Raw genomic sequence first — 15,232 nt, forward strand, 5'->3', positions numbered from 1 at the left:
CCGACACACGGATCGATCGCCATGTCAGAGCAAGCTCACAGCAACGACGCGTTTTACGCACACTACCGGTCGCTTCGACTGCGTCGCCATCAGCACGGCGTGCTCGAGGTGGTGATGAGCGGCGAGGGCGCGAACAAAAGCGCGCTCGCCACCGCGGACGCGCGCATGCATTACGAGCTTGCGGAAATCTGGCGCGACATCGACCGCGATCCCGACACGCGCGTCGCGATTATTCGCGGCGAGGGCAAGGGCTTTTCGGCGGGCGGCGATCTGCAACTCGTCGAAGACATGGCGACCGATTTCGATGTGCGCGCACGCGTGTGGCGCGAGGCTCGCGACCTCGTCTATAACGTGATCAACTGCAGCAAACCGATTGTCTCGGCGATGCATGGTCCGGCGGTCGGTGCGGGACTTGTCGCCGGGTTGCTCGCGGATATTTCGATCGCGTCGAAAACGGCGCGCATCATCGACGGGCACACGCGGCTCGGTGTCGCTGCCGGCGACCATGCGGCGATTGTCTGGCCGCTTTTGTGCGGCATGGCGAAGGCCAAGTACTACCTGATGCTGTGCGAGCCGGTGAGCGGCGCGGAGGCGGAGCGCATCGGCCTCGTCTCGCTTGCCGTCGACGAAAACGATCTGCTGCCCAAAGCGTTCGAGGTCGCGCAAAAGCTCGCGCACGGCTCGCAGACGGCGATCCGCTGGACCAAGTATGCGTTGAACAACTGGCTGCGCTCGGCCGGCCCGGCGTTCGATACGTCGCTTGCGTTGGAGTTCATGGGCTTCGCAGGGCCCGACGTGCGCGAAGGCGTGAACTCGCTGCGCGAGCGGCGCGCGCCGGATTTCGGCGGCGCAGATCCGTGGCGCGAGCGGTGAGGGCGGTGAGGGCGGCGGCTCGTTCTGACGGCTCGTGCGCCTGATGCGCACCATGAGAGCCGTGGCGTGATTGGGTAGAGGCGGCGCATGGTGAGTACGCTGTGAGCCGCGGCCCGATCTGGCGGCATCAGCGCGTCGCGAGTACGGCGACAGCCACGGTGCGATCAGGCAACGCCGCGCGCGGTATGATCGGATTCAGATGCGTGTGCGCGGTACTCAGCGCGTTTGTGCGCTCTTTGTTCCGTGTTTTTTCAGTTAATGCAGCGAGGCGACAAGCATGACCGACACACCTGGCTCAACGCCGCCGTTTCCTGGCTTCCCTGGTTTTCCGCCCGCCGACATGCTCGAGAGCATGTGGGGCATGATGCGCCTGTCGCCGTTCGGCTCCGCGTTTTCGGGCGCGCAGCCGGGCGCGAGCCTCGGCCCATCGCTGTCGATGATGTCCGACATGATGGCGCCGCTCACCAATGTCGAGGAACTCGACAAGCGCATCACCGACATGCGCGCCGTCGAGCAGTGGCTCAAGCTGAACCTGAGCATGCTGCAGTCCGCGATTCAGGCGCTCGAGGTGCAGCGCGCGACGCTTGCGACGCTGCGTGCGTTCGGCGCGTTCGCGCAACAGTCGATGGCGCAGCCTGCGGCGGCGGCCGAGGCGAAGTCGCCGGCGCCCGCGCCGAGCCCGTCGGCGGCGAGCGGCTGGCCGAATTCGCCAGCGTCGGCTTCGGCCTCCAGTTCCGCGGAAAGCGCGAGCGCCGCTGAATCTGCGAGCGATGAGCAAGCCGAGCCCGCCACGCCGAGCTTCGATGCATCGGCATGGTGGAATCTGCTGCAATCGCAATTCAATCAGATCGCCCAGTTCGCGATGACGCAGCCAGCGGCCGGCGCAGCGGGTGCTGCCGGCGCGGCCACGAGCGGCGGCGCGCAGGCGGCATCGACGGAAGACCACCTGGACGAGGCGAGCGAAGCGGTAGGCGGCGCGACGGATGTGCCGCGTCCATCGCCGGCGGACGTTGCAGCGGCAGCCGCGGCGTCCGGTGGATCGAGCGGCAGCGCTGAGTCTGCCGCCAAGCGTCCCGCGGCGAAGCGCGCGCCGACCGCGACGAAGCGCACCGCCGCCGGCACCGGCAGCAACGCGTCGAAAGCGCCCAAAAAGTCACTGTAAGCACGCGCGCCGGACGGCGGCGCGCATCGACTGTCGGCGGCAAACAACAGCAGAAATCGCCGACTGTCACCGTTTTGTCCCCGATCGCCCGTCACACTCCGCCGATTGCGCGCGTCATTGAGACACGTCAAGCGGGCACCGGAATTGCGTCTGTTCCCGCGCGGGTTTGGGCAAATCAGCGTGCTATCATTGGAAGGTATTTGTTTGGCTTTTGGGCGTGCGCTGAAAAACAACCAATCCAGCCGCCCTTGCTCCATTCGCCGCCGGCAGGACCGGCGCAGGGCTGGACGGTGCGGTTTTCATCGCAGACTGGCTCGACCTCAGGCATAGGGTATCCCTCACCCACGGTTGGCCGCGCAGCGCGTAACGTTGAGCATGCAAATTTTGCGTTAGCCGCTCTTCGCGCAAGCGCCCGGACTTCTTCGCTGCCCGTGCATCCAGGCGGCCGGTTACCGCGTAAAATTGAAGCTTTGGCCGGCGAACGGCGCGGCATTCGGGCACAACGCCCGGTGCACCAGGTTCGTCGTCAGCAAGAGTGCTACACGTAGTAGTGACAGACACACACAGTATGTGCAGAACAGGGGTGGGACTATGAACACCATGCTTTATCCGGAACTTTATAAATCGCTCGAATCCGTTCGATGGGACATGGAGAAAGACATTCCCTGGGACAAGTTCGATGCATCGCTATTGACCGACGAGCAGGCCGCGACGATCAAGATGAACGCGATCACCGAATGGTCGGCGCTGCCCGCCACGGAAATGTTCTTGCGTGACAACCATCACGACAGCGATTTTTCCGCGTTCATGAGCGTGTGGTTCTTCGAAGAGCAAAAGCATTCGCTGGTGCTGATGGAATACCTGCGCCGCTTCAAGCCCGAAATGTGCCCCCACCGAAGAAGAACTGCACGCCGTGCGCTTCGAATTCGATCCGGCGCCGCCGCTCGAAACGCTGATGCTGCACTTCTGCGGCGAAATCCGCCTGAATCACTGGTATCGCCGTGCGGCCGAATGGCACACCGAGCCGGTCATCAAGCACATCTACGAAACCATTTCGCGCGACGAAGCCCGGCATGGCGGCGCCTACCTGCGCTACATGAAGAAGGCGATGGTGCAAACCGGCGACATCGCGCGCGCTGCCTTTGCGAAGATCGGTGTGCTGATGGCGTCCGCGCGCCGCACCGAAAAGCCGCTGCATCCCACGAATCTGCACGTCAATCAGGCTCTGTTCCCGCGCGACACGATCCAGTCGCGTCTGCCCGACCCCGAATGGCTCGAGCGCTGGCTCGACGAGCAGATCCGTTTCGACGACGGTTGGGAAAAGAAGGTCGTCGAGCGCATTTTGCACAATCTGTCGCTGCTGTTCGAACGCACGTTCAACACCGCGCAGGAACTGAACCGCTATCGCAAGGAAGTGGTGGCGCGCCTGCAGGCCGACCAGAAATCGGCCGAACAGCCGGCTTAATGGCCGAGCGCTCGTAAGTTCCGGTTCGACGCTTCTGATTCGTAAAAAAGACGGCCCGGCAGGCATCAGCTTGCCGGGCCGTTCCGTTTCATGACTCAGTTCGATTCGCTCTATCTGACCGGCTTCATCAGGTTCTTTTTTGATCGGTTTTGCGTTCTCGATACGGCTCGCGGTGTATCGTGACGGCGCTCCTTCTGTCTCTTCCACATCCTCATGGCTGCCATTTTCGAACGCAAGATTCTCGCGCGCGACGCACTCGTCGCATTGCGCCCTTCACTGAAGTCGCCGGTCGTCTTTACGAACGGCGTGTTCGACATCCTGCATCGCGGGCATGTGACCTATCTCGCCGATGCCAAAGCCCAGGGCGCTTGCCTGATTGTCGGCGTGAATAGCGACGCGTCGGTGCGCATGCTCGGCAAGGGCGACGACCGTCCGATCAACAACGAAGCCGACCGCATGGCGCTGCTCGCGGCGCTGGAAAGCGTCGATTACGTGGTTTGCTTCACGGAAAAGACGCCGGTCGATCTTATCTCGGCGGTGCGTCCGGACGTGCTCGTGAAGGGCGGCGATTACGACATGGATGCGTTGCCGGAATCGGCCATCGTGCGTGGCTGGGGCGGTAAGGCGTTGGCGATTCCGTTCGAGCACGATCGCTCGACCACGGCGCTGCTCAACAAGGTTCGCACGCAGGGTTGAATGTGGCGCGCGGTTTCACCGTGCTTTATTGCGGTAACGCTGACGCCGCGATCGGCGCAGCCGGGGCCGGCGCGCCGACTACCGCCTGGTCGCCCGCCTCGGCGGCAGTGATCGGGCGCACCTTCAGCCCATCGGGATGCACTTCCCGGCTCAGATGATTGGGTTCCCGTCCGCTTGCGGTGGGCGTCGGACCGAATACGCCGCGCACCGCGACGAATGCCAGAAGGTTGGCTAGAAACAAAATGGCAATCAGCCAGCGCAGCATCGTTTTATTTTCCCATCTATAAGCTGAGTCAGTTTAGCCGCCGGTATCGCCGCTGCACCACGACATCGAGCCGTGCCGATGATATTCGACTGTGCTTCAAGCGCCGTGATCCGAAGCGCGCTCCGAAGCGATCAATGCGAGCCCGGATAAGACCAGCGAATCGTGGCGAGTATGCGGCACTTTCAACGCGCTCGCCACTTCGTCCGCCGCGCCGCCGCCGATCACAAGGCGCACCGGCACCTGCCATTCATCCTGCAAGTCGCGCCACATCCGTTCGACGAGACCCGCTTGCGCGAGCGTGCAACCGGCAGAGAGCGAACGCGGCGTGTCTGTCGCAAAGGACGGCCCGCGACGGGCCGCGTCCCGCGTGCCGCGAGCGTCGTCGTCGAGAAGGCCGCGCGCGGCGTCCGCGTCGAGCGTCGGCAATTGCGCCGTGTGCTCGCCGAGCGAGCGCATCATCAAGCTCCAGCCCGGCGCAATCAGTCCGCCGACGAAGCAGCCGTCCGCGCGCAACGCCTCGAGCGTGGTCGCAGTGCCGAACGTCGCGATCAGCAGATGCTCGCCCGGAAACGCCGCGTGCGCGCCGATCATGCCGGCCCAGCGGTCGCTGCCGAGCGCATGCGGCGTCGTGTAGCTGTTGGTCACGCCGCATTGGCGTTCGCGTGCGCGGATCGTGGTGAGCGGCAAGCCCGGCCACTGCGTGTGAACGAGTTCGGCGATGCGCGCCGCGACCGCATCGCCGGCGACATTCGATAACCACGCGCCGCCCGGCGCGGGCAGCTTTGACCACTCCGGCGAATCGCCATCCCCATGCGCAAGCGCCCCGGCCGCGATCTGCGCACCGTCCGCCGCCACCATCACCCATTTGACGCGGCTATTGCCCGCGTCGATCAAAAGATAAGGCGCGCCGCGCGTCATGCGGCACCGTCGGCGAGACGCAGCGACACGTCGCCGGTCGCGATGCTCTGCCGTCCCGCAGCCGTGTCGAGCAGCAACTGACCGCGTTCATCGACGCCCGCAGCCACGCCGCGCGTGACTTCCTGGCCTTGCTCGAGCAGCACGACCTCGCGGCCCGCGTACGCGTGCACCGCGTTCCAGCGCGCCTGGAAGGGCGCAAAACCTTCCGCGCCGAAGCGCTGCAACGCGGGTTCGAGCGCATTGAGTTCGGCGGCGAGCGTATCGGTGAGATTGGCGTTCGGCAGCGCGCGCTGCAACGCGGTCGGCGCCGTGCCGCGCGCCTGCGGCGGCGCGTCGGCGTTCAGCGCGCCGATCTTCGCGGCGAGTTCGTCGGCGCCCTTCACGTTCGTGCCGATGCCGATCACGACCGCGCTCGCGTGCTCCGTGCTCCACGCGGTTTCGATCAGAATTCCCGCGAGCTTGTCGCCTTCGAGCAGCACGTCGTTCGGCCACTTCAGCGCAATCTGGCCGGGGCCCGCGACCGGCAACGAACGCAATCCGTCGACGAGCGCAACACCCACCGCGAGGCTCAATCCCGCGAGCCCTTCGAGCGGACGCGGCAGCACACAGGCCACCGAAAACAGCAGCGCATTGCCCGGCTCCGCGTACCACGGACGGCCGCGCCGGCCGCGCCCGGCGGTCTGCAGATAAGCGACCCGCACGATCGGCCGCGGCAGCGCGCCCGCTTTGCGCGGCAGCGCCTTTACGCGCGACATCAGGTCGGCATTGGTCGAGCCGGTTTCCTCGACGATTTCGATCGGCCAGTCATGCGCATGCGCGCCGAAAAGCGCGACGGCGCGTTCACGGTCGATGCGCCAGTCAGCTGCGTTCGCGGCAGCGGCTGGACGTTGGGGCGGAGTGCGGGAAGCGTTCATGTCCCATATTGTAACGACAGCGAACCGCGCGAGGCCGCCCGCACGGTCGTTCCGCTGCGCCTTCGCTACAATGGCCGCTAATCCGATAACCAGATTGCAGCGATCCTTGAACTACGACACTCCGCCCGGCCTCGAAGTCGCGGCCGGCAGCCAAGGCAAGATCGTCCGGCTCTCGGGCCAGTGGACGGCGCTCGCGCTCGCGCGCGATCGCGCAACCGGACACGTGATCCCGCAACTGCGCTCGCTCGAGGGCGCCGAAGGCATCGGCCAGTGGGACCTGTCGCGTATCGACCGGATGGACCATGTGGGCGGCCAGGCGCTGTGGCGCGTGTGGGGCCACAGAATGCCGCCCGACACCGAGCTGACCGACACCCAGCGCGACATTTTCGAGCGCATCGCGTTGCTCGACACGGTTCGCGAGACGGCTGAACCGGTCGTCAGATTCGATCCGTTCACGCGGCTCGGCCTCGCGATTTTCTCGTTCTTCGAGCATCTGTACGGCGGCGTCGCGATGCTCGGGCGCGTCGTGCTCGATCTGCTCGCCATCGCGCGCAAGCCGGCCATCACGCCGTGGACGGAAATCTCCGCGAACATCTACAACGCCGGCACGAAGGCGCTGCCGATCACCGCGCTCGTCGCGTTCCTGATCGGCATCGTGTTGAGCTATCTGTCCGCGCAGCAACTGCGGCTCTTCGGCGCGAATCAGTACATCGTCAATATTCTCGGGCTTTCGGTGATCCGCGAACTCGGCCCCGTGCTGTCGGCGATTCTCGTGGCCGGCCGCTCGGGCTCGGCGATCACCGCGCAGATCGGCGTGATGCGCGTGACCGAGGAACTCGACGCGATGCGCGTGATGGGCATTCCACACGGCTTGCGGCTGATTCTGCCGCGCGTGATCGCGCTCGGCGTGGCGATGCCGCTGCTCGTGATGTGGACCGACATCATCGCGCTGACGGGCGGCGCAGTCGCCGCGAAGATCGTGCTCGGCATCGACATGAGCTACTTTGCGCGCGCGTTGCCGGGCGTCGTGCCGGTGGCGAATCTGTGGATCGGGCTCGGCAAGGGCGTCGCGTTCGGCATGCTGATCGCGATTGCCGGCTGTCATTTCGGGTTCCGTATCAAGGCGAATTCGCAGAGCCTCGGCGAGGGCACGACGACATCGGTGGTGACGTCGATCACGATCGTGATTCTCGCGGACGCCGTGTTCGCCATCCTGTTCCAGAACGTGGGGCTCGGATGATCGCGCCGCTCACTCAGGCCGTGCGCGGCCAGCCGATGCCTTCGATCGCCGAGCCGGTGATCGAGGTGATCGACGTCACCAAGCGCTATGGCCGCAACATCGTGCATCAGCATCTGAATCTCGACGTGCGGCGCGGCGAAATCCTGTCGATTGTCGGCGGTTCGGGATCGGGCAAGACCACGCTCGTGCGGCAGATTCTCGGCCTGGAGCGGCCGTCGTCGGGAACCATCAAGCTGTTCGGCGAGGACCTCGCGACCATTTCGCCCGAAACCGCGCTGCTGATGCGCAGCCGCTCCGGCATGCTGTTTCAGCGAGGCGCGCTGTTCTCGTCGCTGTCGGTGTTCGATAACGTCGCGCAGCCGGTGCGCGAACTCGGCAAGGTGCCCGAAGACCTGCTGCGCGACATTGTGATGCTGAAGCTCGAGATGGTCGGCCTGCCGTGCAAGCACGCGTCGAAAATGCCGTCGGCGCTGTCGGGCGGAATGATCAAGCGCGTCGGCATTGCCCGTGCGATCGCGCTCGAACCGGAGCTGCTGTTTCTCGACGAGCCGACGGCCGGCCTCGATCCTCAGGCGTCCGATGAGTTCGTCGAACTGATCTCGGCGCTGCATCGCGCGCTCGGCCTGACGGTCGTGATGGTCACGCACGACCTCGATACGATGGTCGCGCTGTCCACGCGCGTCGCGGTGCTCGCGGACCGCAAGGTGCTGGTCGCCGCGCCCGTTGAAGAAGCGGCGGGCGTCGATCATCCGTTTATCCGCGAATATTTTCTGGGCTTGCGCGGACGCCGCGCGTTGCAGGCGCTGCCGCCCGAGCGCCGTGCGAAGCTGCCGCGCGCGGCGCTCGAGCCGGCGTCGTCGGAATTGCCGCTGTGAAATTGCCGCTGTAAATCAGGGAACCTGGTAATGGAAAACAAATCACATGCGTTCTGGGCTGGGCTCTTCACGATCGTGCTGCTCGGCGCGATTGCCACGGCGGCATTTTTGTTCAATGTCGACCGCGCCGTGCGCGTGCCGTACGATCTGATTGCGCGCACCAACGTGACGGGCCTGTTTACCGACGCCGCCGTGCGCTATCGCGGGCTCGACGTCGGCAAGGTGCAGTCCATCAAGTTCGACCGCGCTCATCCTGGGCAGATCGTGATCCGCATTCTCGTCGACACGCATGCGCCGATCACGCATTCCACGTTCGGCAGTCTCGGTTTTCAGGGTGTGACCGGCATTGCGTTCATTCAGCTCGACGACACCGGGCGCGATCCGTCGCCGCTCGCTTCGTCGCCGAAACAGGTTGCGCAGTTGCCGATGCGTCCAGGCTTGCTCGATCAGTTGCAGCAACGCGGCGACGTGCTGCTGAAGAAGCTCGAAAAAGTCACGGACGACGTCGACAATCTGTTGTCGCAGGAAATGGTCGATCAGTTGCACGGCACGGCGGCCAGCATCCAGAAGGCCGCGGACGGCGTCGCCACGCTTACGCAGCAGATGGCGCCGGCGGCGGGCAAGTTGCCCGCGACCATCGACAAGCTGGACAGGACGCTCGTCTCGACCAACCAGTTGATCACGAGCTTGAACCGCCCCGATGGTCCGTTCGAGATGAACCTGAACAAGGTAGGCACCGCCGCACAGCAGGCGGGCGGCGCGCTGACGCAGATGAACGGCTCGTTGCAGGAACTGTCGGCGCGAGTCGGTTACGACACGCTGCCGCGCGTCAATTCGCTCGCCGAGGACGTGCGCTCGGCGGCGCGCTCGGTCGACCGGGCCGCCGATACGTTCAGCACCAGTCCGCGCAGCGTGTTCTTCGGTGCACCGACTGCGGCGCCTGGGCCCGGCGAGGCCGGCTTTACGTGGCCCGCCACGAGCGCCGGGAAATGAATCTGAAGGTTTGAAGAAAGGAAGATTGTCATGTCACGCTCCATTCACCGGTTGTTGTCCTCGCGCGTCACGCGTGCGGGTGCGGCGTGCGCGGCGCTCGTCGCCGTCGGTCTGCTGGCCGCGGGCTGCACGAGCACGCCGGCGGCGCTGTCGGACATCCGTTATGACTTCGGTCCGCCGAAGCCGGCATCGTCGGCGGGAACACAGCCGGCTGTCAAAGTGCTCGACGTGAGCGCGCCCGAAGTGCTGCGCTCCGACAAGCTCGTGTACCGGATCGGCTATGCGGACTCGCAGCAGGTCGCCGCGTACGCGAACAGCCATTGGACGATGCCGCCATCCGAGCTGCTCACGCAGCGTCTGCGCGGCGCGCTCAGTTCGCGCGGCACGGTGCTGACGGGCGCCGACGGCGTCCCGGCGCCGGTGCTGAAAGTCGATCTGAACGAGTTCGAGCAGGTTTTCGACAGCCAGGCGCAAAGCCATGCGGCAGTGACCGCGCGCGCCACGCTGACGCAGAACGGCAAGGTGATCGGCCAGCGCACTTTCATTTCGCGTGCGCCGTCCCGTTCCGCCGACGCCGCCGGCGGCGCGCAGGCGCTCGCCGCCGCCAGCGACGACCTCGTCGCGCAAATCGGCGCGTGGCTCGGCGTCCAGGCGCTGGTCGCCGCGCAATGACGTCCGCGCAGCGCACGCAACGGAGCGCTGCATGAGCGAACGATCCTGGCTGCGCCGCCCGTCGGTGCTCTCGCGGCAAGCGTTGGTGCTGTACACCGCGCTGATCGTCTACGGTTCGTGGTACCCGTTTTCGGGCTGGCGTTCGCTCGGCCTCGGTCCGTTGGCGTACCTGTCGGACCCGATGCCGCAGTACCTCACGGCGTTCGACGTCGTCACGAATGTGCTCGGCTATATGCCGTTCGGCGCGCTGATGGTGCTCGCGCTTTACCCGCGCTGGCGCGGACCGCTCGCGGTTGCGCTCGCGTTCGTGCTGGGCGGACTGCTGTCGGGCGTGATGGAAGCCGTGCAAACCTATCTGCCGACGCGCGTCGCTTCCAACCTCGATCTCGCGGCCAACGCGCTCGGCGCGCTGCTCGGCGCGGCGATCATGTCGCCCGCCACCGGCGCGCTGCTCGACCGCGGCTTGCTGCGGCGTTTGCGGCTCATGTGGTTCGAGCGCGACAGCGCGGCGCTCGCGTGTCTCGTAACGGCATGGCCGTTTGCGACGATGTATCCGTCGCCGCGTCTGTTCGGACTCGGCAACTGGCCGCGTGCGTTGTGGACACGGTTCGATTCGACGACGCAGGACGCGCTCTTCGCGTGGGCGCCGGCCGGCTGGCACGTCGGCACATGGCCGGCGTGGGTCGCCGCGTGGTTGCCGGACGACGGCTGGGAAGCGCTCATTACGACGCTCAATCTGTTCGCCGCGCTGGCGCTCGCGTCGCTAACGGTGCGCCGGCATGCGCCGCGCGTGCGGCTGCTGCTGCTGTTCATCGTCGTGGCTTTGGGCGTGAAGGCGGGCGCGACGTTTCTGCAATCGCAATCCGGCCTCGCGTTCGATTGGGCGACGCCCGGCGCGCTCGCGGGGCTCGGCTGCGGCGCGCTGCTCGGGCTTGCCGCGCTGCGTCTCACGCGCAGCGCGCGAGCGGGGCTGGCCGCCAGTGCGCTCGTCGTGACGCTGGTGTTCGTCAATCTGCTGCCGGTGAATCCTTATTTCGACGTCGTGCTGGCCGACTGGCGGCAAGGACGGTATCTGCACTTCAACGGCCTCGCGCGCTGGCTCGCGTGGGTCTGGCCTTATGCGGCGCTGGTGTGGCTCGCGTTTGTCGTCGAACGCGTGTGGTTGGGGCGGCGCACGCGGCGCGCTTGAGGGCGGGGGCGGGATGCGTGTGGCGGGGTGGGGCTTGCCCGCTCGCTATAATTGTTTGCTACGGGCGGTCGGCAAGAGGCTCTCGGCTCGGTCGTCCGCACCCCAACAGCAATTGCCCGCCGCTACGATCAGCGAACAAAACCTCGCGCCGCTGCGCCGAACGGCGTTCTGCTGCACTATTGCCCTTCCGACAGTCTCCCTCTGCGTACATCATGGATTCCTTCTACAAGTATCACGTCTTCTTTTGCCTGAATCAGCGCGAGCCGGGCGCGGAGCGGCCGAGCTGCGCGAATTGCAACGCGCAGGCCATGCAGGAGCACGCAAAAAAGCGCGTCAAGAAACTCGGCCTCGCGGGGCCCGGCCAGGTGCGCATCAACAAGGCCGGCTGTCTCGACCGCTGCGAGCTGGGTCCGACGCTCGTGGTCTATCCGGAGGGCGTCTGGTACACGTACGTGGATGAAAGCGACATCGACGAAATCGTGGACTCCCATCTCGCGAACGGCAAAATCGTAGAGCGTCTGAAGATCGATCAATAAGCGCCGCCATGAACGTACACACCAAGAAGTATCTGATCGACGGCCCGGTCGGCAAGATCGAGGTCGCGCTGGACCTGCCCGACGAAGCGCGCGAAAACGGCGCCGCGCCGCGCGGCATTGCGCTCGTCGCGCATCCGCATCCGCTCTTCGGCGGAACGATGGACAACAAGGTCGCGCAGACGCTCGCGCGCACGCTCGTCCAGTTGAACTACGTGACGTATCGCTCGAATTTTCGCGGCGTCGGGCAAACGCAAGGTGAACACGACGCCGGCATCGGCGAGCGCGACGATCTGCGCGCCGTGCTCGATCACATGCGCGCGCAGCCGGGGCACGAAGACCTGCCGCTCGTGCTGGCGGGTTTCTCATTCGGCACGTTCGTGTTGTCGCACGTGGCCGCGAAGCTGCGCGACGAAGGCCAGGCCATCGAGCGCATGGTGTTCGTGGGCACCGCGGCGAGCCGCTGGGAAGTCGCGCCGGTGCCGGAAAACACGCTGCTGATTCACGGCGAAACCGACGATACCGTTCCCATTCAATCGGTTTACGACTGGGCGCGGCCGCAGGAATTGCCGGTCGTCGTGATTCCGGGCGCGGAGCATTTCCTGCATCGCAAGCTGCACATTCTGAAGCGGATCATCGTCGACGCATGGCGTTGATGCGGCGGGCGCCGCGCGTTTTCCGGGGTACAGGTACGCGAAAACGCACAATTAATCGCCTGCCACTACGCGAAGTTACCCGAGCAGCGCGCGTATAATGGGCGCTCTTTTTTGGGCGCAGCACGGCTTGTGCGGCAGTTCGCGCGACGCGTAGCTTCTTTTCACGCGCGCAGCGGTGCCGCCTGCAAGTGTGCTGCGCGAACCGATCGCGTGGCCGGAAGTCCAATGGGCGCCCGCGCCGTTACGCTTGATGTTGTTGCGGCCCGACGCTCGCCGACCGGCTCTTCCCACTCTGCGCCCTGCGCGTTGTATTTTTCTGCACGAACCGACCCTATGCGTTTTTCGACCTCCGGCCGCCTGTCTTTCCCCTCTGTTGCATCCTTTGTTCCTTCCACGCCAGCCCGCGCATTCGCGCTCGGCGTCGTGCTGCCCGCAACGCTCGTGGCCAGCACCGCGTTCGCGCAAGTGCCGCCGCCGGCGGTGAACGCGCGCTCGTGGGTGCTCGTCGACGCGACCAGCAATCAGGTGCTCGCGTCGGGCAATCCCGACGAACGCGTGGAACCCGCTTCGCTCACGAAGCTGATGACCGCGTATCTCGTCTTCGAAGCATTGCAGACGAAAAAGATCACGATGGACCAGACGGTGACGCCGGGCGAAGCGGTGCGCCGCGTGCGCACGGACGAATCGCGCATGTTCATCGAGGCGAACAAGCCCGTCACTGTGCACGATCTGGTGTACGGCATGATCGTGCAGTCGGGCAACGACGCAGCGATCGCGCTGGCCGAACTGGTCGGCGGCAGCGAGTCGCAGTTCGTCAACATGATGAACACCGAGGCGCAGCGCCTCGGCATGAAGCACACGCATTTCGCCGACGTGAACGGCATGCCCGACCCGCAGCACTACACGACCGCGGGCGACCTCGCGGTGCTGTCGGCGCGTCTGATTCGCGACTTCCCTGACTACTACAACATCTTCTCGGTCAAGGATTTCACGTACAACAAGATCAAGCAGCCGAACCGCAATCGTCTCTTGTGGATCGACCCGACGGTGGACGGCCTGAAGACCGGCCACACGCAGGCCGCCGGCTACTGCCTCATCGCAAGCGCGAAGCGTTCGCTGCCGGGCACGCCGGACGCATCGCGCCGGCTCGTCTCCGTGATGATGGGCGAGACCAAGGAACACGACCGCGTGCAGGACAGCCTGAAGATGCTGAACTACGGCTACTCCGCGTACGACACGGCGCGCCTCTACAAGGCGAATCAGGTGGTCGGCACGCCGCGCGTCTACAAGGGTGCGCAGGATACGGTGCAGATCGGCGTGAAGAGCGATCAGTACATCACCGTGCCGAAGGGCATGGCCGACAAGGTCAAGCCGCAGATCGAGCAGATCGATCCGCTGATCGCGCCGATCGCCAACGGTCAGCAGGTCGGCACCGCCAAGCTGGTTGCCGACGGCAAGGTGCTCGCGCAATTCCCGGTGGTCGCATTGCAGGCCGTGCCGCAGGCCGGCGTGGTGGGCCGCGTGTGGGATTCGCTGATGCTCATGTTCAACAAGAAAAAGTAAAGACCTGACTGCGATGACCGCTCTTCCCGATGTTTCGCTCGAACCGATCGTTTATCTGAACGGCGAAGTGGTGCCGTTGTCCGAAGCGCGCGTGCCGGTTCTCGACCGCGGCTTTATTTTCGGCGACGGCATTTACGAAGTCGCGCCGCTGTATGCGCGCGCGAGCGGCCGCTTGGCGTTCCGCTTCGAGCATCACCTGGCGCGCCTTGCGCGTTCGCTCGAGAAGATCGGCATCGCCAATCCGTTGGACAATGCCGGCTGGCGCGCGCTGATCGAGCGCGTGACCGCGGCGAACGAAGCCGAGGCCGGCCTCGCCGCCGACCAGGACGCGATTGCGTACATCCAGATCACGCGTGGCGTCGCGAAGCGCGCTCACGCGTTTCCCGCAGGCATCCAGCCGACGGTGTTCGTGATGGTCACGCCGCTCACTCTGCCGGGCGCCGCACAGCGCGCGGCGGGCGTGCGCTGCGTGAGCGCCGAGGATCGCCGCTGGCTTCATTGCGACATCAAGTCCGTTTCGCTGCTCGGCAACGTGCTGATGGCGCAATACGCAGCCGAAAACGATGCGCTCGAAACCATCCAGTTCCGTGATGGCGTGCTGACCGAAGGGTCGTCGTCGAATGTGTGGGTGGTGAAGAACGGCGTGCTGGCCGCGCCGCCGCGCAGCCACAAGATTCTCGAAGGCATCCGTTATGGGCTGATCGAGGAACTCGCGGCGCAATGCGGCATTCGCTTCGAAGTGCGCGAGATCGCCGAAGCCGAGGTGCGCGCTGCCGACGAAATCCTGATCAGTTCCGCGACCAAGGAAGTGCTGCCCGTCACGCAGCTCGACGGCAAGCCGGTCGGCGACGGCAAGCCGGGCGCGGTGTTTGCGGCGCTGTATGCGGCGTATCAGCGAGCCAAGGCAGAACAGGCGTGAGCGGCAAGGAGCAAGCCATGAATCCGGCGGAAGAATCACTTATTGAGTATCCGTGCGATTTCCCGATCAAGATCATGGGTAAATCGCATCCCGAGTTCGCCGAGACGATCGTCTCGGTGGTCCGGCAGTTCGATAGCGAAGTCGACGCATCGCGCGTCGAAACGCGTCCGTCGAGCGGCGGCAACTACACCGGACTGACGGTGACCGTGCGTGCGATCAGCCGCACGCAGCTCGACGACATTTATCGCGCGCTGACCGGACATCCGATGGTCAAGGTGGTGCTTTAAGTTTTACGCGCC

Annotated in this window: 16 protein-coding genes and 1 pseudogene; 14 read left to right on the plus strand and 3 right to left on the minus strand. The window is 65.3% G+C overall.

Annotated features, from left to right (window positions below):
- Positions 1-21 precede the first annotated feature (21 nt).
- From ABIE53_RS02945 to rfaE2, 4 genes and pseudogenes are all read left to right on the plus strand, one after another.
- On the plus strand, positions 22-873 hold the full coding sequence (locus tag ABIE53_RS02945; RefSeq protein ID WP_006048131.1) for an enoyl-CoA hydratase/isomerase family protein: 852 nt from the start codon (positions 22-24) through the stop codon (positions 871-873).
- Positions 874-1,150: 277 nt separating this feature from the next.
- Complete coding sequence (locus ABIE53_RS02950; protein ID WP_114155738.1) at positions 1,151-2,035, plus strand: PhaM family polyhydroxyalkanoate granule multifunctional regulatory protein; 885 nt, start codon at positions 1,151-1,153, stop codon at positions 2,033-2,035.
- A 591-nt stretch (positions 2,036-2,626) separates the two neighbouring features.
- Positions 2,627-3,500: pseudogene (locus ABIE53_RS02955) on the plus strand (ferritin family protein).
- 213 nt (positions 3,501-3,713) lie between these two features.
- Entirely contained in the window at positions 3,714-4,196 is a 483-nt protein-coding gene (rfaE2, locus tag ABIE53_RS02960) for a D-glycero-beta-D-manno-heptose 1-phosphate adenylyltransferase (RefSeq protein ID WP_006048128.1), read from the plus strand.
- 25 nt (positions 4,197-4,221) lie between these two features.
- Here rfaE2 and ABIE53_RS02965 read toward each other — a convergent pair whose 3' ends face one another.
- The 3 genes from ABIE53_RS02965 to ABIE53_RS02975 form a co-directional block, all read right to left on the minus strand.
- Positions 4,222-4,461: a hypothetical protein gene (locus ABIE53_RS02965; RefSeq protein WP_006048127.1), complete on the minus strand. Its 240-nt coding sequence runs from the start codon at positions 4,459-4,461 to the stop codon at positions 4,222-4,224.
- A 96-nt stretch (positions 4,462-4,557) separates the two neighbouring features.
- Positions 4,558-5,379: a type III pantothenate kinase gene (locus tag ABIE53_RS02970; RefSeq protein WP_114155739.1), complete on the minus strand. Its 822-nt coding sequence runs from the start codon at positions 5,377-5,379 to the stop codon at positions 4,558-4,560.
- Entirely contained in the window at positions 5,376-6,293 is a 918-nt protein-coding gene (locus ABIE53_RS02975) for a biotin--[acetyl-CoA-carboxylase] ligase (protein ID WP_192699998.1), read from the minus strand. The genes ABIE53_RS02970 and ABIE53_RS02975 overlap by 4 nt, the downstream gene beginning before the upstream one ends.
- 106 nt (positions 6,294-6,399) lie before the next feature.
- Between ABIE53_RS02975 and ABIE53_RS02980 the strand changes: the two genes are divergently transcribed.
- The 10 genes from ABIE53_RS02980 to ABIE53_RS03025 all read left to right on the plus strand — a co-directional run bounded on the left by ABIE53_RS02980 (position 6,400) and on the right by ABIE53_RS03025 (position 15,220).
- Positions 6,400-7,533 carry an MlaE family ABC transporter permease gene (locus ABIE53_RS02980; protein WP_029969629.1) on the plus strand — a complete coding sequence of 378 codons (1,134 nt, stop codon included), beginning with the start codon at positions 6,400-6,402 and terminating at the stop codon, positions 7,531-7,533.
- A complete protein-coding gene (locus ABIE53_RS02985; RefSeq protein ID WP_029969630.1) occupies positions 7,530-8,408 on the plus strand; it encodes an ABC transporter ATP-binding protein in 879 nt (292 codons plus the stop codon). The genes ABIE53_RS02980 and ABIE53_RS02985 overlap by 4 nt, the downstream gene beginning before the upstream one ends.
- A gap of 30 nt (positions 8,409-8,438) precedes the next feature.
- The gene (locus ABIE53_RS02990; RefSeq protein WP_114155740.1) at positions 8,439-9,401 is read left to right on the plus strand and encodes an MlaD family protein; all 963 of its coding nucleotides are present in this window, start codon (positions 8,439-8,441) and stop codon (positions 9,399-9,401) included.
- 30 nt (positions 9,402-9,431) lie between these two features.
- Entirely contained in the window at positions 9,432-10,073 is a 642-nt protein-coding gene (locus tag ABIE53_RS02995; RefSeq protein WP_029969633.1) for an ABC-type transport auxiliary lipoprotein family protein, read from the plus strand.
- A gap of 31 nt (positions 10,074-10,104) precedes the next feature.
- Positions 10,105-11,262 (plus strand): VanZ family protein, encoded by a 1,158-nt coding sequence (locus ABIE53_RS03000; RefSeq protein ID WP_114155741.1) that lies wholly within the window; start codon positions 10,105-10,107, stop codon positions 11,260-11,262.
- A 212-nt stretch (positions 11,263-11,474) separates the two neighbouring features.
- Positions 11,475-11,798, plus strand: coding sequence for a (2Fe-2S) ferredoxin domain-containing protein (locus tag ABIE53_RS03005; protein ID WP_006048118.1), 324 nt, complete (start codon positions 11,475-11,477; stop codon positions 11,796-11,798).
- An 8-nt stretch (positions 11,799-11,806) separates the two neighbouring features.
- Positions 11,807-12,451, plus strand: a complete 645-nt coding sequence (locus tag ABIE53_RS03010) for an alpha/beta hydrolase (RefSeq protein WP_114155742.1) — start codon at positions 11,807-11,809, stop codon at positions 12,449-12,451.
- 333 nt (positions 12,452-12,784) lie between these two features.
- The gene (locus tag ABIE53_RS03015; protein WP_006048116.1) at positions 12,785-14,014 is read left to right on the plus strand and encodes a D-alanyl-D-alanine carboxypeptidase family protein; all 1,230 of its coding nucleotides are present in this window, start codon (positions 12,785-12,787) and stop codon (positions 14,012-14,014) included.
- A gap of 13 nt (positions 14,015-14,027) precedes the next feature.
- A complete protein-coding gene (locus ABIE53_RS03020; RefSeq protein ID WP_114155743.1) occupies positions 14,028-14,933 on the plus strand; it encodes a D-amino acid aminotransferase in 906 nt (301 codons plus the stop codon).
- A gap of 17 nt (positions 14,934-14,950) precedes the next feature.
- Positions 14,951-15,220 carry an HP0495 family protein gene (locus ABIE53_RS03025; protein ID WP_006048114.1) on the plus strand — a complete coding sequence of 90 codons (270 nt, stop codon included), beginning with the start codon at positions 14,951-14,953 and terminating at the stop codon, positions 15,218-15,220.
- The last annotated feature ends 12 nt before the right edge of the window (positions 15,221-15,232 follow it).

The organism is Paraburkholderia sp. OAS925 (assembly GCF_040543975.1).
GTDB classification, from domain to species: Bacteria; Pseudomonadota; Gammaproteobacteria; order Burkholderiales; family Burkholderiaceae; genus Paraburkholderia; species Paraburkholderia graminis.